Annotated in this window: 15 protein-coding genes; 2 read left to right on the top strand and 13 right to left on the bottom strand. The window is 71.6% G+C overall.

Annotation, left to right across the window (positions count from 1 at the left end; translation table 11 throughout):
- Positions 1-112: 112 nt before the first annotated feature.
- From ACFC0G_RS36245 to ACFC0G_RS36255, 3 genes are all read right to left on the bottom strand, one after another.
- Entirely contained in the window at positions 113-2,353 is a 2,241-nt protein-coding gene (locus tag ACFC0G_RS36245; protein WP_376412259.1) for an RICIN domain-containing protein, read from the bottom strand.
- 155 nt (positions 2,354-2,508) lie between these two features.
- Positions 2,509-3,744: a GNAT family N-acetyltransferase gene (locus ACFC0G_RS36250; RefSeq protein ID WP_376412262.1), complete on the bottom strand. Its 1,236-nt coding sequence runs from the start codon at positions 3,742-3,744 to the stop codon at positions 2,509-2,511.
- 95 nt (positions 3,745-3,839) lie between these two features.
- Positions 3,840-4,631, bottom strand: a complete 792-nt coding sequence (locus ACFC0G_RS36255) for a DUF4239 domain-containing protein (protein WP_376412265.1) — start codon at positions 4,629-4,631, stop codon at positions 3,840-3,842.
- Positions 4,632-5,047: 416 nt separating this feature from the next.
- On the opposite strand from ACFC0G_RS36255, the gene ACFC0G_RS36260 reads away from it, so the two are divergent.
- Positions 5,048-5,470: a molybdopterin-binding protein gene (locus tag ACFC0G_RS36260; protein WP_376412268.1), complete on the top strand. Its 423-nt coding sequence runs from the start codon at positions 5,048-5,050 to the stop codon at positions 5,468-5,470.
- 73 nt (positions 5,471-5,543) lie between these two features.
- On the opposite strand, the gene ACFC0G_RS36265 is transcribed toward ACFC0G_RS36260, so the two are convergent.
- Both ACFC0G_RS36265 and ACFC0G_RS36270 read right to left on the bottom strand, forming a co-directional pair.
- Complete coding sequence (locus ACFC0G_RS36265) at positions 5,544-7,559, bottom strand: sigma-70 family RNA polymerase sigma factor (protein WP_376412271.1); 2,016 nt, start codon at positions 7,557-7,559, stop codon at positions 5,544-5,546.
- 177 nt (positions 7,560-7,736) lie between these two features.
- Complete coding sequence (locus ACFC0G_RS36270; RefSeq protein WP_376412274.1) at positions 7,737-8,060, bottom strand: YciI family protein; 324 nt, start codon at positions 8,058-8,060, stop codon at positions 7,737-7,739.
- A gap of 153 nt (positions 8,061-8,213) precedes the next feature.
- Between ACFC0G_RS36270 and ACFC0G_RS36275 the strand changes: the two genes are divergently transcribed.
- The gene (locus tag ACFC0G_RS36275; protein ID WP_376412276.1) at positions 8,214-8,894 is read left to right on the top strand and encodes a DUF998 domain-containing protein; all 681 of its coding nucleotides are present in this window, start codon (positions 8,214-8,216) and stop codon (positions 8,892-8,894) included.
- Between the two features lie 29 nt (positions 8,895-8,923).
- Here ACFC0G_RS36275 and ACFC0G_RS36280 read toward each other — a convergent pair whose 3' ends face one another.
- The 8 genes from ACFC0G_RS36280 to lysA all read right to left on the bottom strand — a co-directional run bounded on the left by ACFC0G_RS36280 (position 8,924) and on the right by lysA (position 18,675).
- Positions 8,924-11,467, bottom strand: coding sequence for a DUF4118 domain-containing protein (locus ACFC0G_RS36280; RefSeq protein ID WP_376412279.1), 2,544 nt, complete (start codon positions 11,465-11,467; stop codon positions 8,924-8,926).
- Between the two features lie 13 nt (positions 11,468-11,480).
- Entirely contained in the window at positions 11,481-12,173 is a 693-nt protein-coding gene (locus ACFC0G_RS36285; RefSeq protein WP_376412282.1) for a response regulator, read from the bottom strand.
- Between the two features lie 149 nt (positions 12,174-12,322).
- A complete protein-coding gene (locus ACFC0G_RS36290; RefSeq protein ID WP_376412284.1) occupies positions 12,323-12,991 on the bottom strand; it encodes a potassium-transporting ATPase subunit C in 669 nt (222 codons plus the stop codon).
- Positions 12,992-12,997: 6 nt separating this feature from the next.
- Positions 12,998-15,106 (bottom strand): potassium-transporting ATPase subunit KdpB, encoded by a 2,109-nt coding sequence (gene kdpB, locus ACFC0G_RS36295; RefSeq protein WP_376412287.1) that lies wholly within the window; start codon positions 15,104-15,106, stop codon positions 12,998-13,000.
- Positions 15,103-16,767, bottom strand: a complete 1,665-nt coding sequence (gene kdpA / locus ACFC0G_RS36300) for a potassium-transporting ATPase subunit KdpA (RefSeq protein WP_376412290.1) — start codon at positions 16,765-16,767, stop codon at positions 15,103-15,105. Before kdpA ends, kdpB begins: the two co-directional genes overlap by 4 nt.
- Before the next feature lie 9 nt (positions 16,768-16,776).
- Positions 16,777-16,866, bottom strand: coding sequence for a K(+)-transporting ATPase subunit F (gene kdpF, locus ACFC0G_RS36305; protein ID WP_056647661.1), 90 nt, complete (start codon positions 16,864-16,866; stop codon positions 16,777-16,779).
- Positions 16,863-16,991 carry a hypothetical protein gene (locus ACFC0G_RS36310; protein ID WP_376412294.1) on the bottom strand — a complete coding sequence of 43 codons (129 nt, stop codon included), beginning with the start codon at positions 16,989-16,991 and terminating at the stop codon, positions 16,863-16,865. The genes kdpF and ACFC0G_RS36310 overlap by 4 nt, the downstream gene beginning before the upstream one ends.
- A 283-nt stretch (positions 16,992-17,274) precedes the next feature.
- Positions 17,275-18,675 carry a diaminopimelate decarboxylase gene (gene lysA / locus ACFC0G_RS36315; protein WP_376412297.1) on the bottom strand — a complete coding sequence of 467 codons (1,401 nt, stop codon included), beginning with the start codon at positions 18,673-18,675 and terminating at the stop codon, positions 17,275-17,277.
- Positions 18,676-18,686 lie beyond the last annotated feature (11 nt).

Raw genomic sequence — 18,686 nt, forward strand, 5'->3', positions numbered from 1 at the left:
GGGATGGGTGCCGTACCGGCGGGTAATACGGCACCCATACTGTCAGGCGCATGACCACATCAGTCACCCCGAGGAGGCACTGAAATCCCTGCCAACCCTGCTCGTACCACCGTCAGTTGATCGTCCACTGCTGCAAGGACGAGCCGGTGTCGGCCTGTTGGGTGACCGCGGCACCGTTGGTGCTGGAGGCCGTGGTGAGCAGCAGGCCGCTCTTCACGGACGCGACGGTGTACGCGCCGTTCGCCAGTCGCGTCACCGTCCAGCGCTGGTTGGTGCCTCCGGTGCAGGTCCACTGGATCACCTTGGCGCCGGCCGCCGTCGACCCGCCGTCGATGTCGGCGCAGAGCCCCGACTCGGCGTTGGCGAGCTCGTACGAGCCGTCGGTGCGGCGGGTGAACCGCCAGCTCTGGTTGGCGCCGCCGTTCGGGGCCCAGGTGACGAGCTGCGTGCCGGCGGTGGTGCTGTGGCCGGGGTTGTCGAGGGCCTTTCCGCTCGTGGTGAGGGTGTGGTTGCCGTCGGATATCCCGTCGGGGGCCTGGCCGACCGCCGTGAGCGTCAGGGTCTGCTCGCTCGCCGTGCGCGTCCCGCCGACCGCGTTGCCCGTGGAGTTGGTCCACGTCCGGGTGGGGGTCGTCTCCGCGAGGCGGTTCGCGGTGGCGGACATGCCGATCACGAGGCCGCTGTAGCGGTTGACCAGTCGGTACGTCCCGTTCGGCGAGCCGTCGGCGGCGGAGGCGCCGGGGATGACGAACCACTGCTGACCGACGCCGGGCCCGCCCGCGGGAGCCGCGGTGACCGTCGGCTTCGTCCCCCAGGCGCGGTTGCCCGTGGTGGCGGAGTCGACGCCGAGGAGCTGTCCGGTGGCGGAGTTGGCGATGCGGTACGAACCGTCGCCGTTGGCCTGGAAGATCCACGATTCGAGGGCGGCGCCGGTCGCCGACGCCACGGACGTGGTGGCCGAACCGCCGGAGACCTGCGCGAGGACACGACCGCCCGCGCTCGCGATGCGGTACGCCTTGCCCGGGTCGACGGGCGCGGCCGGTGCGGAGGAGTCGATCGCGAGGTTCACGTACTCGCTCGACGATCCGCCCGAGCAGCCGAAGGAGCAGTAGGAGCGGAAGTTCCTGCCGACGATGCCCGAGCCGGTCTTGTTCACCCCGTCGAGGAACCAGCGGTACCACGACGCGTTCTTGTAGCTGCCCGTGTCGCCGAGCCGGAACCACTTCTGGGTGGTGAGGTCGGTGGTGGCGTAGATCTCCTGGGGCGCGTTGCCGCTCTGGTCGACGGCCTGCGGCTCGCCGATGTACAGGCCCAGGTACGCGTTGTAGGTGATGTCCATGACGAACAGCGGTGACGTGGCCGGCATCTTGCCCGCCGCGACCTGCTGGCTCACGGTGCCGGTGTTCGCCGGGTCGTACTCGCCCCCGACGGGGGTGTAGCCGGTCGTGTCGGCTCCCGACACCGGTGTCATGTTGCTCTCGCGGCCGCCGACACCGGGCTCGCTCCAGGCCCCGTCGTACCACTTCTGCCAGGAACCGGGCGCCATCTTGCCGGAGATGGGGGCGCGGGCCACGTGCGCGTGGAAGGCCTTCCAGCCGCCGTTCTTCTCCACGATCCGCGAGCCGTAGAAGGCGTAGAAGTACCCGGACGCGGTGTCGACGAACAGGCGCTGGTCACCGTCGCCGTAGTGGTAGGTCTGCTGCGGGAAGGCCGCCGTGTCGCCCCGCCGGGTGCTGTACGGGGAGGTGATGACGTGGTCCTTGATGGCCCAGGTCCGGCCCTGGTCGGTGGAGACCGCGTAGTCGATCCCGTCGAAGTGCACGCCGTCGCCGAAGGGCTGCGGTGTGAACTCGTTGTGGATCAGGCCGTACCAGTCACCGGTGTCCGGGTCGACCCACACCCCGGCGAGGTCGCAGAAGTTCTTCTGGGAGTAGCCCGATCCGGCCGGCGGGAAGGTGGACTCGCGACCGGTCGGACTGTTGTTGCACCGCCAGGTCGTGTCGTTGTTCTTGTCGTTGGCGTTCGCCGGGTTCACGGCGTCGCTGAGGGCGCTCGACCGGACGGCGGTGTCGAAGTTCGTCCCGGTGTAGAAGGTCCACCTGCGCTGCTCCGTCGCTCCGTAGAGCGCGTGGGCCTGCTGGAAGTAGAAGGTGCCGTCCTTGTCGATGTAGGTGGCGGCCGGGGTGTCGTCGGGCTGGGTCCACGATCCCTTCGCGCCGACGGTGACGCTGTACGTGGGGGCGGGGGCGCTCACGGTCGCCGATGCCGGTGTCGTCGCCGCGGCGGCGCCGCCTGCCACCGCGAGGGTCACGGCGACGACCGTACCGATCAGGCTTCTTCGAGGAGTTGACACGGGTTACTCCTTGGGTGGTCTCCGTCCGCCGCTCCATGGCGGCGGACGGAGACCACAGAAGCGCGCCCGGCGGGCTGTGCACATGGACGCTCGACCTCGGGACTTGGACTTTCGGGCCGGCGGGGAGGCGCAGCGGTGGATGTGGGCGTGGTCCGTCAGAACCAGTTCAGGCAGTGCGGGGAGCGCTCGGCGCGGAAGAGGGCGTCGGCGAGGGCCGCAGCGCCCGGGCGGTGGGCCCTGATGTGGCCGGCCCGCACGAGGGCGCTCGGGGCGGTGCCGCCCAGGTAGACCGAGCCGAGGTCGCGCACGTCCAGGGACAGGTCCGGCTCCCGGTCCGTCGGGACGCACTCGGCCTTGCCGTCCCGGACGGTCAGCAGGTAGCGGCCGTGCTCGCCGAGGAACGGGTCGTCGACGTCGAGGACCAGCTCGCCGTCCAGGAACCAGCCGCGCGCGGTCAGCGCCCGCGGGACGTCGAGGAGACGGACCCAGAGCCAGTCGGTGTCGTTGGCCACCTGTCCCGCGCGGAAGTCGGCGAGCTGCCAGCGCAGCGGGTGCTCGGTCGGGAGGTGTTTGAACACGACCTGGGAGACCAGGTCGTGTGCGAGCAGGAACCGGGCCAGGGCCGTGAAGACGGCGTCGTCGGCGGCGATGGTCTCGTCGACCGTCAGGGTGTCGGGCTCGCCGATCGTGTAGCTGGCGTACCCGTCCGGCACGCCGTCGGCGTCGCGGTGGACGGCCACGTAGCGCGGTGCCGGTGAGATCGGGGGCTGCCCCGCGCGCCGGGCCCACCAGCGGTGCGGCCGGGACAGCGCGCCGGGCTGTGCGCGCCGGTACCGGTCGTAGACCTCTTCCAGGATCCCGTCGCACTCGGCCCGCCGCAGCACCTCGACCGAGCCGCCGTCCGAGCCGGTCGCCGGCGCGTCGGCCGCTCCGCGCGCCCGGGGGACGGAGAAGGCCGCCTGATGGTGCGAGACCGTCAGCCGCCGCGTATAGGTCGCGGGTCCGTAGCCGAACCTGCCGTAGATCAGCGCCTCGGAGGCCAGCAGGACGGAGAGGTACTCCCCGCGGGCCCTCACGTCGGTGAGCTGATGCCGCATCATGGCGCTGAGCACGCCCCGGCGTCGGTGTGAGGGAACGACGCCGACGGCGCTCACCCCGGCGACGGGGGTCACGGCCCCACCGGGCAGGGTGAGTTCGAAGGAGTACGCCCCGGCGGTGCCGACGGGCAGCCCGTCGGGCGTCACGGCGAGCAGGTTGCGGTCCGGTTCGAGCGCCGCCCACCAGACCCCGCCGCCGTCCTCGGCCGGGGTCTCCGGGAAGCGTCCGAACGCCGTGTGGAGCGTGTCGACGAAGACGTCGAGTTCCTGGTCGGTCACGGGACGGATGTCCATGGCTGCCGCTGCCTCCTCGGGATGCCGGCCCCACGGCGTGTGGTGCCCGGCACAGTGCAGCCCCGGCCCGTGGCCGGGTCAACCGAATTACCGCGTCACGGCGTCCAGTACGGCGCGAGCGCTCCCTCCCGGTACGGCGCCGGGCTCACGCTGAGTTCGCCGGCGAAGGGGCGGTCGAGGACGAAGACGAGGAGCAGGCTGAAGCCGATGAGGGCGGCGACGGAGGCGACGAAGAGGATCTGGATGCGCAGCTTGCGCATGCCGTAGAGGAAGGTGAGCGGGATCAGGACGAGCGCGCCGCCGAAGGCCAGGACCTGGAGCAGCGGGGGCAGTTGCTGTTCGGCCATCGTCAGCCGGGCCCGGCGCTGGGAGGCGACGCCGTTGAGCTGGTTGACGGCCTCCTCGTAGAAGACCTCCTCGCGGGCGGTCTTGGGTTCGTAGGTCTGGAGCACGTCGTAGATGGCCTGGAACTCGCCCGCGGTGGTCCCGTAGTCGGGCGTCCCCTCGCGCATCAGGGGCCACTGGTCCTCCACGATCGCGTGGACGTAGGCGCTGAGGGCGCCGTCGAGGCGCGCGCGGACCGGAGGCGGGAAGGCGGCGGCGTCACGGGCGATGAGGGCCATGTCGGTGGCCTCGGACGCGACGATCGTCTGCGTGCTCTCCAACTGCGTCCAGAGGGTGACGATGACGAAGGCGAGGATGATCCCGTAGATCGCGCCGAACATCCCCAGGGTCACCCCGACCATGTCGTTGTGCTCGCCCTGGGCGAGCGACGGATACCTGCGGCGGAGCAGCACGCTGCCGGCGACGGCGAGGAGGACGGTCCCGCCGACCGTGACCACGGCCAGGGTGAAGGTGCTGAAGTGATTGAGCAGCCAGAGCGACATGTGCGGGGAGTGTAGGGACACGGCGGGGCGGCGCCGCCCCGCCGCCTGCGGGGACGCGGGCCGGGCCCTCCCCCGTACGGGCGGCGGTACACGCCCTGATCGTCCGCGTCATCGTGCGCCGCCCTCCGTGGGGGTCCACACGATCGGGTGACACGTCGGTCGGCCGCGTGGCGCATTCGGGTCGCCGCCCGTGCCGCCGTGTCCCGGGCCGGTCCGCGGAGGTGGTGACGGGGGAGCCGGTACGGATCTGTCGAACGATGTTCCAGGCGGATCGACGTGTCCTTGCCACAGGTGCGAGGCGGTCCGAGCGGAGTCCGGGCCGCGCGCCTAGCGTGAGGAGTACGAGGGGCCTTCCGCCCGACGAAGGGCCTTCCGCCCGCTCGTACCTGCACCGACTTCTTTGTGAGGCGTTCTTCATGAGCCTGTCCATCCGCAACCGGATCGCCGGAACCGTCGTGGCCGTCACCCCCGGTGAGGTCATGGCGACCGTCAAGGTCCGCCTGGCCGGCGGTCAGGGCGTGACCGCGGCGATCACGCTGGAGGCCGTCAGGGACCTCGGGCTCGACGAGGGCTCCGCGGTCGAGGTCCTCGTGAAGTCCACGGAGGTCTCGCTCGCCACCGGTCCCGTCGAGGGGCTGTCCATCCGCAACCAGATCCCCGGCACCGTCTCCGGCGTCGCCACCGGGGGCGCCATGGCCTCCGTCAAGGTGTCCGTCGAGGGCGGCGAGCTGACCGCCGCGATCACCAAGGACGCCGTCGCCGACCTGGGTCTCGCGGCCGGGTCCTCCGTCGTCGCGCTGATCAAGTCGACGGAGATCGCGCTCTCCGCCGGAGCGTGACGGCGGTACGCGTCGACGACGTGACCGCGCGGGCGAGGTCCGGTCGGGGCCGCACCGGCACTGAGGATCCGGGTCAGCGGTCCCGGGGCGCCGGCTTGAGCCGGCGCAGGGTGTAGCCGTCGCCGGCCGGGTCCAGGGGTCGGGTGGCCTGCTTGAAGAGGTACTCGGCCCGCTCGTACGAGAGCCGGCGGCGGCCCGTGTCAGGGCACAGGTCCGACGCCCCGGGCGTACGGGCCGGGCCGGGGCGCCGGTCGGAGAGGAAGACCGGGCCGCGCGTCCGGCCGGCGAGCAGCCGGGGCAGGAGCCGGGCCGTTCCGGAGCGCCAGCTCACCCGGCCGGCCCGTGAGCGCGGGCGGGCGCGGCGGTCGTCGAGGTCCAGGTCCTCGACGTCCAGCGCCAGGACGGCCGTCGCCCCGGCCGCCGACTCGTACAGCAGCCGCCACAGCGTCTCCTCGCGCAGCGGCAGGTCCGGCAGGCTCCAGACCGCGTCGAGCTGGGCCGGGTCCAGGGGCCGGGCGGCCGGGCGGGTCCCGGTGCGGCGGTCGAGCCCCGCGGTGAGGTCGTCGAGGGACGCCCAGGCGCCGAAGGACCGGACGGCCGACCGGTGCCGGTTCCAGGTCGCGGCCGCCACCCCGCCCCAGGCCGTCGTGAACACCCGCGTCACCTGGTCCGCCGTCAGGGACGCCAGCGGCTGCTGGTCGCCGAGGGTGCGGCGGAGTCGGCGCAGGGTCTGCCCGTAGGAGCGGCTCGTCGCGGCGTCGAGGTCGTCCCGGCCGAGGAAGTCCTCGGCGGCCTGCCCGAGGACGGGCCCCTCGGGAGCGGCGGCGCCGAGCTCGTCCGCGCGCCGCTCCAGGAAGGCGCGTTCTGCGGCGTTCCGTGCGAGGGACGCCGCCCGCCGGAACTCGACGCGCGCCTCTTCGTGGCGGCCGAGCCGGGCCAGCAGGTCTCCCCGGACGCTGGGGAGGAGGTGGTAGTCGCGCAGCACCGGATCGGTGAGGAGGGCGTCGGTCAGTGCGAGCCCCGCTCCCGGCCCGTGCGCCTTCCCGACCGCCACGGCGCGGTTCAGCCGGACGACCGGGGTCGGCAGGACCCGCGCCAACGCCTCGTACAGGGAGGCGATCTGCGCCCAGTCGGTGTCCTGCGCGCTCCTGGCCTGCGCGTGGCACACGGCGATCGCCGCCTGGAGCATGTACGGGCCGGGGGCGCCGCTCTCCCCGTCGGCGAGGCAGCCCTTCGCCCGCAGCATCGCGGTGAAGCCGCGGCGGATGAGCAGCTGGTCCCAGCGGCCCCGGTTCTGCTCGTGCAGCGGGACGGGCTCGCCGGAGGGGCCGGTGCGCGCGGCGGCGCGGGACGCCTGGATCTCCATCAGCGCGACGAGCCCGTGCACCTCGGGCTCCCGTGGCGCCAGTTCGGCGAGGAGCCTGCCGAGGCGCAGGGCCTCCAGGCAGAGTCCGGGCCGCATCAGGTCGTCGCCGGAGGTCGCCGAGTACCCCTCGTTGAAGATCAGGTAGATGACTTCGAGGACCGAGGAGAGCCGCTCGGCGAGGTGGTCGCCGTCCGGCAGCTCGAAGGGGACGCGCTGCTCGGCGAGGGTCCGCTTGGCTCCGGCGACGCGCTGGGTGATCACCGTCTCGGTGACGAGGAAGGCGCGCGCGATCTCCTCGGCCGTCAGGCCGCCGAGCAGCCGGAGCGTCAGGGCGGCACGGGCCTCGGTCGGCAGCACGGGGTGGCAGGAGAGGAAGACGAGCCGGAGGACGTCGTCCGGCTCGTCGTCCTGCCGTGCGTCGGGGCCCTGTTGGCGTTCCTGCCGCTGTCCCAGCTCGTGGGCGAGTTGCTCCTGTTTGCGTTCCAGGCGCTGGTTGCGGCGGAGGTGGTCGAGGGCGCGCCGCTTGGCGGTGGTCGTCAGCCAGGCGCCGGGGTTGTCGGGCACGCCCGAGACCGGCCACTGTTCGAGGGCGGCGACGAGGGCGTCCTGGGCCATCTCCTCGGCGAGGCCGACGTCGCGGACCATACGGGTGAGCGCGGCGACGATCTTCGCCGACTCGAGTTTCCAGGCCGCATCGACCGTGCGGTGTACGTCGGGCAGCACAGGAACGATCACAGCACCCGCCACGGCTCGGTCGCAAGCCGCGGGGGTGCTGTGATCGGGGGTACGCCCCCTGGGGGCGGGGCGTCGGGGTGTCAGGGACGTCGGGTGTCAGGGGTGTCAGGGACGTCAGGGCGTCAGGGCGTCAGGGGCGTCGGGGTATCACCGGCGACCGAGGCCTCAGGAGCCGAAGACCTCCTGGACCACGCTCTCGCCGTCGCCGACGATCCGGCGGAAGCGGCGGGCCAGCTCGATCGCCTCCTCCTTGGAGCGGACCTCGATCAGCGCGAAGCCGGCCACGGCCTCCTTGGCCTCGGCGAAGGGCCCGTCCGTCACGGTGATCTCGTCCCCGGCGGAGGTCACGCGGACGCCGCCCGGCTCCAGGCCGCCGGTGGCCAGGAGCACGCCGGCCGCCGTGAGCTCCTCGATGAACCGGCCCATCTCGGCGAACAGCTTCTCGTCGGGGGCGGAGTCGGACGGCTTGGTCGTCATCAGGTAGCGCATGGGGATCTCTGTTCCTCTCATCGTTCCGGGTGGTTCTGCCTAAGCGTCGAACAAGGCCGTGTGACAGGGAATGGCGCCGTTCCCTGTCACATGGCCCGATCGACGTGTCATCGAGAAGCAGCTCGCCCCGCCCACCGGAAAAGAGTCCCCGCCATGGCCACCGTGCAGACCGCCCCCGGCGCCACCACGACCGTCTCCCCCGCCACCTCCACCGCCACCAGCCGCTCGCTGCTCACCGTCGCGGTCGTGGCGCAGCCCCTGTGGGCGGTCGTGGCCCTGACCCAGGCCGCCACCCGCGACGGCTACGACATCACCCGCCACCCGCTGAGCGCCCTCAGCAACGGATCCCTCGGCTGGATCCAGATCACCAACTTCGTCCTCGCCGGCGTCCTGACGGTCATCGGGGCCGGCGGACTGCGCCGGGCCCTGCGGGGCACCCCCGGCGGCACGTGGGCACCGCGGCTCTTCCGGATCAGCGGTGTCGGCATGATCGCGGCGGGGGTGTTCGTGATGGACCCGGCCGACGGTTTCCCGGTCGGTACGCCGGACGGGATGCCCGCCGCCCTGTCCTGGCAGAGCATCGCCCACTTCGCCGCCGGTTCGGTCACCTTCACCGCGCTGATCGCCGCCTGCTACGTCCTCGGCCGCCACTTCGGCCGCGCCGGGATGCGGAAGCACGCCGTCGGCTCCCGGATCGCCGGTACGGCGCTGCTGCTCGGCAACGGCTGGGCGATGAGCGGCGGCAAGGCCGGCACGCTCACCCTCGCCATCGGCGTGATCACGGCGATGGTGTGGATCTCCTCGGTCGCCGCCCGGTACCGCCGCGCCGTCTGAGCCCCGTCATGACACGGAGTGTCCCCGCCTCAGCTCGTCCTCTCCGCCGGGAGCCCCTGCGGAGAGGGACGCGGGCCGACGGCGGGGCACAGTGCGAGCACCATGGTCAGACCACCGCCCGGGGTGTCCTCGGCGGAGAGGGTCCCGCCCATGGCCTCGACGAAGCCCCTCGCCACGGCGAGCCCCAGCCCCACGCCCGCCCCGCGTGGGGCGTCGCCGTATCGCTGGAAGGCGCCGAAGATGCGGTCCTTGGCCTCGTCGGGGACGCCGGGGCCCCGGTCGACGACGCGGAGTTCGACGCGGTCGGCGATCGTGCTCGCCGCCACGAGGACGGGTACGCCGTCGGGGCTGTACTTGACGGCGTTCTCGACGATGTTGGCGACGGCCCGCTCCAGGAGGCCGCGGTCGACGGCGACCATCGGCAGCGTCTCGGGGATGTCCAGCTCGACGCCGTCCTCCGGCACGCCCGCCAGCGCCATCGGGACGACCTCGTCGAGGTCGGTCTCCCGGATGACCGCGGTGACGGTCCCGGTCTCCAGGCGGGAGACGTCGAGGAGGTTGCCGACGAGGTGGTCGAGGCGGTCGGCGCCCGCCTCGATGCCCTCCAGGAGTTCGGCGCGGTCCTCCTCGGACCAGTCGACGTCGTCCGCCCGCAGGGAGGTGACGGAGGCCTTGATGCCGGCGAGCGGGGTCCGCAGGTCATGACTGACGGCGGCGAGCAGGGACGTACGGATCTTGTTGCCCTCGGCCTGCTTCCTGGCCTCCTCCGCCTCTCCGACGAGCCGCTGCCGGTCGAGGACGACGGCGGCCTGGGCCGCGAAGGCACCGAGGACGCGCCGGTCCTCGGCGGGCAGGACCCGGCCGGTCAGCGCCAGGGCCAGATGGTCGCCGACCGGCATGTCCACGTCGGCGTCCTCCGGCCGGCCGACGGACCGGGGGCCGACGACGGCGACGCAGGTCCAGGGCCCGGCCTCCTCGGCGCGCTCCAGGAGCGCCACCGACTCCATGGCGAAGGTCTCCCGGACCCGTTCGAGGAGGGCGTCGAGGCTGGTCTCGCCGCGCAGCACACTGCCGGCGAGGAAGGACAGGGTCTCGGCCTCGGCGCGGAGCCGGGCGGCCTGGTGGGTCCTGCGGGCGGCCAGGTCCACGACGGAGGCGACCGAGACCGCGACCCCGACGAAGATCACCAGGGCGACGATGTTGCGGGGGTCGGCGATCGTCAGCTCGTGGACCGGCGGGGTGAAGAACCAGTTGAGCAGCAGGGAGCCGGCGGCCGCCGAGGCGAGCGCCGGGCGGAGCCCGCCGAGCAGCGCGGCGACGACGATGAGCGCGAGGAAGAGCAGCACGTCGTTGGCCAGGCCCAGGTCGGGGGTGGCGGTGCCGAGCAGGAGCGTGAGCAGGGCGGGGCCGCCGAGGCCGGCCAGCCAGCCCCAGACGGTCCGGGAACGGCCGAGGCGCGCGCCGCGCGCGACGGGCAGGCCGCGGCCCTTCGCCGCCTCGTCGTGGGTGACGATGTGGACGTCGAGGTCGGGGCCCGACTCCCGGGCGACCGTGGCGCTGACGCCGGGGCCGAACACGTAGTGCCAGGAGCGGCGGCGGCTGACGCCGAGCACGATCTGGGTCGCGTTGACGCCCCGGGCGAAGGCGAGCAGCCCGGCGGGGATGTCGTCGCCGATGACGTGGTGGAACGTGCCGCCGAGATCCTCCACGAGGGTCCGCTGGACGGCGAGTTCCTTCGGCGAGGCCGAGGTGAGGCCGTCGCTGCGGGCGATGTAGACGGCGAGGACCTCGCCGCCCGCGCCCTTCTCGGCCAGCCGGACCGCGCGCCGTATGAGCGTGCGGCCCTCGGGGCCGCCGGTGAGGCCGACGACGATCCGCTCGCGGGAGCCCCAGATCTTCGAGACGCGGTGCTCGGTCCGGTACTCCTGGAGGTACTCGTCGACCCGGTCCGCCGTCCAGAGCAGCGCCAGTTCGCGGAGGGCGGTGAGGTTGCCGGGGCGGAAGTAGTTGGAGAGGGCCGCGTCGACCTTGTCCGGCTTGTAGATGTTGCCGTGGGCCATGCGGCGGCGCAGGGCCTGGGGCGACATGTCGACCAGTTCGATCTGGTCGGCGCGGCGGACGACCTCGTCGGGGACGGTCTCCTTCTGCCGTACGCCGGTGATCGACTCGACGACGTCGCCCAGCGACTCCAGATGCTGGATGTTGGCCGTCGTGACGACGTCGATCCCGGCGGCGAGCAGCTCCTCGACGTCCTGCCAGCGCTTGGTGTGGCGGCAGCCGGGGACGTTGGTGTGCGGGAGCTCGTCGACGAGGGCGACGGCCGGCTTCCTGGCCAGGACCGCGTCGACGTCCATCTCGGTGAAGCTGGTGCCCCGGTACTCGACGGTGCGGCGCGGGACCTGTTCGAGGCCGTGCAGCATCACTTCCGTACGGGGACGGCCGTGGTGCTCCACGAAGGCGACGACGCAGTCCGTGCCGCGCTCGATCCGACGGTGGCCCTCGGAGAGCATCGCGTACGTCTTGCCGACGCCCGGCGCCGAGCCGAGGTAGATCCGGAGCTTGCCGCGTCCCATGGTTCGTTCGTCCTCAGGCTTCGAACCGGTAACCCATACCGGGTTCGGTGATCAGATGGCGGGGATGCGCGGGGTCCGCTTCCAGCTTGCGCCGCAGCTGGGCCATGTAGACCCGGAGGTAGTTCGTCTTCGTGCTGTAGCTCGGGCCCCATACCTCCTGGAGCAGCCGGCGCTGGCTGATGAGCCGCCCCGGGTTGCAGATCAGGATTTCCAGCAGATGCCATTCGGTCGGGGTGAGCCGTACGTCCCGGTCCACACGCTTCACCTTCTTCGCCACCAGGTCGACGGTGAACTCGTCGGTGACGACCCGGCCGCCTCCCGTGGCCGGTGACTCCGCCGGCGCCTCGGCCGTACGCCGGGTGGCGGCCCGCAGCCGGGCGAGCAGCTCGTCCATGCTGAAGGGCTTGGTCATGTAGTCGTCCGCGCCCGCGTCGAGGGCGCGGATCTTGTCCTCGGAGCCGCTGCGCGCGGACAGGACCAGGACCGGGGCCCGGCTCCGGCCGCGCAGGTCCTCGAGGACGTCGAGGCCGTCCATGTCGGGCAGCCCGAGGTCGAGCAGGATCATGTCCGGCTGTTCGGCGGCCACGAGCCGGAGGGCGGTGGCACCGTCGGGCGCCGCGTCCACCACGTACTTCCGAGCCTGGAGGTTGATCACCAAGGCTCGTGCGAGCTGAGCGTCGTCCTCCACGACCAGCACCCGGGTCATCGGCGTGCCGCCTGCCTTCCTCTTGTCGTCCCATGAGCCGTCGTCCCATGAGCCGTTGCCCCGTGAGCCGTTGCCCCGTGTGCGGCGGGAGTCGGCGGGCTCCGATGGTTCCGGGGCCCGCCGACTCCCTCTCCGATGCGATAAGGCCATCAGCCCTTGGTCAGTTCCTTGAGCGCGATGTTGAGCTGGAGGACGTTGACGCGCGGCTCACCGATGAAGCCGAGGACGCGGCCGTCGGTGTGGTCGGCGACGAGCTGGTCGACCTGGGCGACGGTCAGCTTGTTCTTCTCGGCGATCCGGTGGACCTGGAGCTTCGCGTACTCCGGGGAGATGTGCGGGTCCAGGCCGGAGCCGGAGGAGGTGACCGCGTCCGCCGGGACGTCGGACGGCTCGACCGTGTAGCCGTTCACCGAGTTGTCCTTGATCACGGCCGCCTTGGCGTCCTTGACCCACTGGATCAGGTCCTCGTTGTCACCGGAACGGTTGGTCGCGCCGGAGAGGATCAGCGTGTACTGGCCGTTGACGGAGTTGGTGCCCAGGCCGTTGGAGGGGCGCGGCTGGAACCACTTCAGGTCCGGGGACGCCGTCTCCTCGCCGTCCTTGAGGGGGAGGTTGTAGGTCTGGCCGATGAGCGCGGAGCCGACGACCTTGCCGCCGCCGTCCTTGATCTCGGAGCCGTTGGCCTTGCCGGGGAACGCGACCTGGGCGATCCCGGTGACGGCGAGCGGGTAGAGGACGCCGCAGATCACGGTGAGGACGAGGAGGGCGCGCAGGCCCGCCCAGAGCACGCGGCCGGTGTTCGCTGCTGAGTTGTTCATCGTGGATCAACCGATTCCGGGGATCGTCGAGAGAAGGAGGTCGATGAGCTTGATGCCGATGAACGGGGCGACCAGGCCGCCGAGTCCGTAGATCCCGAGGTTGCGCCGGAGCATCGAGTCGGCGCTGGACGGCCGGTAGCGGACGCCCTTGAGGGCGAGCGGCACGAGGGCGATGATGATCAGCGCGTTGAAGATGACCGCCGAGAGGATCGCGGACTCGGGCGAGGCCAGGCCCATGATGTTGAGCTTGTCCAGGCTCGGGTAGGCGACGGCGAACATCGCGGGGATGATCGCGAAGTACTTCGCGACGTCGTTGGCGATCGAGAAGGTCGTCAAGGCACCCCGGGTGATGAGGAGTTGCTTGCCGATCTCGACGATCTCGATGAGCTTGGTCGGGTTGGAGTCGAGGTCGACCATGTTGCCGGCCTCCTTCGCGGCCGACGTACCCGTGTTCATCGCGACACCGACGTCGGCCTGCGCGAGCGCGGGCGCGTCGTTCGTCCCGTCCCCGGTCATCGCGACGAGCTTGCCGCCGGCCTGCTCCCGCTTGATGAGGGCCATCTTGTCCTCGGGGGTGGCCTCGGCGAGGAAGTCGTCGACGCCCGCCTCCTCGGCGATGGCCTTCGCGGTCAGCGGGTTGTCACCCGTGATCATGACCGTCTTGATGCCCATGCGGCGCAGCTCGTCGAACCGCTCCCGCATGCCCTCCTTGACGACGTCCTTGAGGTGGATGACGCCCAGGACGCGGGCGCCCTTGTCGTCCTTGACCGCGACGAGCAGCGGCGTACCGCCGGCCTGCGAGATCCGGTCGGTCAGGGTCTCGGCGTCGTCGGCGACCGTGCCGCCCTGTTCGCGGACCCAGGCGACGACCGAGCCGGTCGCGCCCTTGCGGGTCTGCCTGCCGTCGACGTCGACTCCCGACATGCGGGTCTGGGCGGTGAACTCGATCCAGGTGGCGTGGGCGAGCTCGCCCTGATGGCGCTCACGGAGGCCGTACTTCTCCTTGGCGAGGACCACGATGGAGCGGCCCTCGGGTGTCTCGTCCGCGAGGGAGGAGAGCTGGGCGGCGTCGGCCAGTTCGGCCTCCGTGGTGCCCTTGACGGGGACGAACTCGGAGGCCTGGCGGTTGCCGAGGGTGATGGTGCCGGTCTTGTCGAGCAGCAGCGTCGACACGTCGCCCGCGGCCTCGACCGCGCGGCCCGACATGGCGAGGACGTTGCGCTGCACGAGCCGGTCCATGCCCGCGATGCCGATCGCGGAGAGCAGCGCGCCGATCGTCGTCGGGATCAGACACACCAGCAGGGCCGTCAGGACGATCAGGGAGGTCTGCTTGTCGGCGCCCGCGTAGATCGCGAACGGCTTCAGCGTGACGACGGCGAGCAGGAAGACGATCGTGAGGGACGCCAGCAGGATGTTGAGGGCGATCTCGTTGGGGGTCTTCTGCCGGGCGGCGCCCTCGACCAGGTTGATCATCCGGTCGATGAACGTCTCGCCCGGCTTCGTCGTGATCTTGATGACGACGCGGTCCGACAGCACCTTCGTACCGCCGGTGACGGCGCAGCGGTCGCCGCCGGACTCCCGGATCACCGGGGCCGACTCGCCCGTGATGGCGGACTCGTCGACGCTGGCGACGCCCTCGACGACGTCACCGTCGCCGGGGATGATGTCGCCGGCCTCGCACACCACCAGGTCACCGATGCGCAGCTCGGTGCCGGGGACCCGCTCCTCGTTCCTGCCGATGAGGCGGCGGGCGACCGTGTCGGTCTTGGCCTTGCGCAGGGTGTCGGCCTGGGCCTTGCCCCGGCCCTCGGCGACGGCCTCCGCCAGGTTGGCGAAGACGGTGGTCAACCACAGCCAGACGGTGATCGCCCAGCCGAACCAGTCCCCCGGGTTCTTCACCGCGAGGACGGTGGTGACCACCGAGCCGACCAGCACCACGAACATCACGGGCGACTTGATCATCACCCGCGGGTCGAGCTTCTTGATCGCGTCCGGGAAGGACTTGATCAGCTGCTTCGGGTCGAACAGTCCCCCGCCGATCCGCCCGGGGGCCTGGGCCTGGTGTCCCGTGGGTACGTCCGAGTGCGGTGCCCGGGTAGGAGTGACGGTGCTCATGCTGCGAGCCCTTCGGCGAGCGGTCCCAGCGCGAGGGCCGGGAAGTAGGTGAGACCGGTGATGATCATGATCGTGCCGACCAGGAGGCCGGTGAACAGCGGCTTCTCCGTCCGGAGCGTGCCCGCGGTCTCGGGTACGGGGGTCTGCTCGGCGAGCGAGCCGGCCAGCGCGAGCACGAACACCATCGGCAGGAACCGGCCGAGCAGCATCGCGATGCCGATGGTCGAGTTGAACCACTGCGTGTCGGCGTTGAGACCCGCGAAGGCGGAGCCGTTGTTGTTGGCACCCGAGGTGTAGGCGTACAGGATCTCGGAGAAGCCGTGCGCGCCGGAGTTCGTCATCGAGTTGGACGGGGTGTCCAGGGCCATCGCGACGGCGGTGAAGCAGAGCACGAGGGCCGGGGTGACGAGGATGTAGCAGGCCGCGAACTTGATCTCGCGGGTGCCGATCTTCTTGCCCAGGTACTCGGGGGTGCGGCCGACCATCAGACCGGCGATGAACACCGCGATGACCGCCATGATCAGCATGCCGTAGAGGCCGGAGCCGACACCGCCGGGCGCGATCTCGCCGAGTTGCATGCCCAGCATCGTGATGCCGCCGCCGAAGCCCGTGTACGAGGAGTGGAAGGAGTTGACCGCACCGGTCGAGGTGAGCGTGGTCGCCACCGCGAAGAGCGACGAGCCACCGATCCCGAAGCGGGTCTCCTTGCCCTCCATCGCACCGCCGGCGAGGTCGAAGGCCGGACCGTTGTGGGCGAACTCGGTCCACATCATCAGGCCGGTGAAGACGACCCAGATGGTGGCCATCGTGCCGAGGATCGCGTACCCCTGCTTGATCGAGCCGACCATCCGGCCGAACGTCCGGGTCAACGCGAAGGGGATGACCAGGATCAGGTAGATCTCGAAGAGGTTCGACAGCGGATTGGGATTCTCGAAGGGGTGGGCCGAGTTGGCGTTGAAGTAACCGCCGCCGTTCGTGCCCAGCTCCTTGATGACCTCCTGCGAGGCCACGGCGCCGCCGTTCCACTGCTGCGCGCCGCCCATGAACTGACCGACCTCGTGGATGCCCGCGAAGTTCTGGATCGCGCCGCAGGCGACGAGCACGAGCGCGCCGATCACGGAGATCGGGAGCAGGATCCGGACGACACCACGGACCAAGTCGGCCCAGAAGTTGCCGAGTTCGCCGGTACGGGAGCGGGCGAAGCCGCGGACGAGGGCGACCGCCACGGCGATCCCCACCGCCGCCGAGACGAAGTTCTGCACCGCGAGGCCGCCGGTCTGCACGACGTGGCCCATGGCCTGCTCGCCGTAGTACGACTGCCAGTTGGTGTTCGCCACGAACGAGGCGGCGGTGTTGAACGCCTGGTCCGGGTCGATGGACACGAAGCCCAGCGAGCCGGGCAGCGAGCCCTGGAGCCGCTGGAGCAGGTAGAGGAAGAGGACGCTCACGGCGGAGAAGGCGAGGACGCCGCGCAGATAGGCGGGCCAGCGCATCTCGACGCCGGGGTTGGCGCCGATGCCCTTGTAGATCCACTTCTCGACCCGCAGGTGCTTCTCCGAGGAGTAGACCCGGGCCATGTGGTCGCCCAGCGGGCGGTACGACAGGCCCAGCGCGACGATCAGGGCGAGGAGCTGGAGAACCCCAGCAAGAACGGGACTCATGGTCGTACCTCAGAACCTCTCGGGCTTGACGAGGGCGAGGACGAGGTAGCCGAGGAGGCCGGCGGCCACCAGCAGGCCGATGATGTTTTCGGCACTCACAGCTTGGCCACCCCCTTGGCGATGAAGGCCACCAGCGCGAAGATCGCGATCGTGGTGACGACGAAGGCCATGTCGGCCATCGTGAGCTCCTGAATGAAGAACGGATTCTCGGACGAGATGAGCAAAGCGCCTTTCAGCCAGGCGGCGGCTCCCGTTAACGCCCCCCATACGTCCCTCGGCGCGCTCTTGACGCGTCCCCTACGCGGCCGGCGCGGGTGCGGGTGCGGGTGCCGGTGCGGGTGCGGGTGCGGGTGCGGGGAAGGTTCAGAACTTCTCGGGTCCTCGCCGAGCACGGGATCCGGCCTCCGCCCGGCGTGGCGTGGGTGGCGCCGGGCGGAGGGGTCTTTGACGGATCCCGGTGGTCGGGCTGCGGCCGACGCCTAGAGGCCGACGTCCAGAGGCCGACGTCTAGAGGCCGACGTCGCGGGTCCGGAGGTCGGCCGGCGTCTCCCGGCGGACCAGGAGGCGGGCGTGGCCGTCGAGGACGGCGACCACCGGCGGGCGGCCCACGAGGTTGTACGAGGACGCCATCGACAGGTGGTACGCGCCGGCCGCCGGCAGCGCCAGGAGGTCGCCTGGGCGGGTGTCGGCGGGCAGCGGGACGTCCTCGGCCAGGACGTCACCGGCCTCGCAGTGGCGGCCGACGACCGTCACGCGCTCCGGCCCGGCGCCCGAGTGACGGCCGACGAGGCGGGGCGCGTACCGCGCTCCGTACAGCGCGGGGCGCGGGTTGTCGCTCATCCCGCCGTCCACGGCCACGAAGGTCCGGCCGGGTGTGCGCTTCACCGCGAGGACCCGGTAGACCGCGACCCCGGCGGGGCCGACGACGGCCCGCCCCGGTTCGATGATCAGGCGCGGGACGGGGAGCCCGGCCGCCGCGCAGCTCTCGGCGAGTTCGGCGCGCACCTTGCGGGCGAGGGTGGTGACGTCGAGGGCGGGTTCGCCGGGGCGGTAGGCGATGCCGTGGCCGCCGCCGAGGTCGAGCTCCGGCAGCGTCACCCCGTGGCTGTCGCGGACCCTGGCCATGAGCCCGACGAGCCGGCGCACGGCCACCAGATACGGCTTGACGTCCGTGATCTGCGAGCCCAAGTGACAGTGGATGCCGGTGAGTTCGAGGTGCGGCTGGTCGAGGATGCGGGCGATGGCGTGCTGGGCGTGGCCGTCCCGGAGGGAGAGGCCGAACTTCTGGTCGTCCGAGCCCGTGCGGATCTTCCGGTGGCCGCCCGCGCTGATGCCCGGCGTCACCCGCACCATGACCTTCTGCCGGCCGTCCGTGCCGACCGCCGCGGCGATGCGGGCGATCTCCGCGGGGGTGTCGATGACGATCCGGCCCACGCCGAGGCGGAGCGCGGTCTCCAGGTCCTGCGGCGACTTGACGTTGCCGTGGAGCAGGATCCGCTCGGGCGGGAAGCCGGTGGTGACCGCGAGCTCCAACTCCCCGGCGGAGCACACGTCGAGGCCTAGTCCCTCCTCCTCGACCCAGTGGGCGAGGGCGCGGCACAGGAAGGCCTTGGCCGCGTAGTGGATCCCGGCGTCGGGGAAGGCCGTGCGGTAGGTGCGGCAGCGTTCGCGGACCTCCGCCTCGTCGAGGACGTACACGGGTGTGCCGTGGCCCTCGGCGATCTCGGTGAGCGGTACGCCTCCGACGAGGAGCTGTCCGTGGGCCTGTTCGGTGGTGGTGGCGGGCCAGACGGAGAGCGCGTCGACCGGTGCCGACGCGGAGGGGGCGGGCACGGGGTGGGGCAGGGCCACGGGCTGGGGCAGGGGCACGGGCAGGGGCAGGGGCAGGGGCAGGGGCAGGGTGGTCATCTCTGCGGATC

This window comes from Streptomyces sp. NPDC056169, assembly GCF_042268445.1.
Lineage (GTDB): Bacteria > Actinomycetota > Actinomycetes > Streptomycetales > Streptomycetaceae > Streptomyces.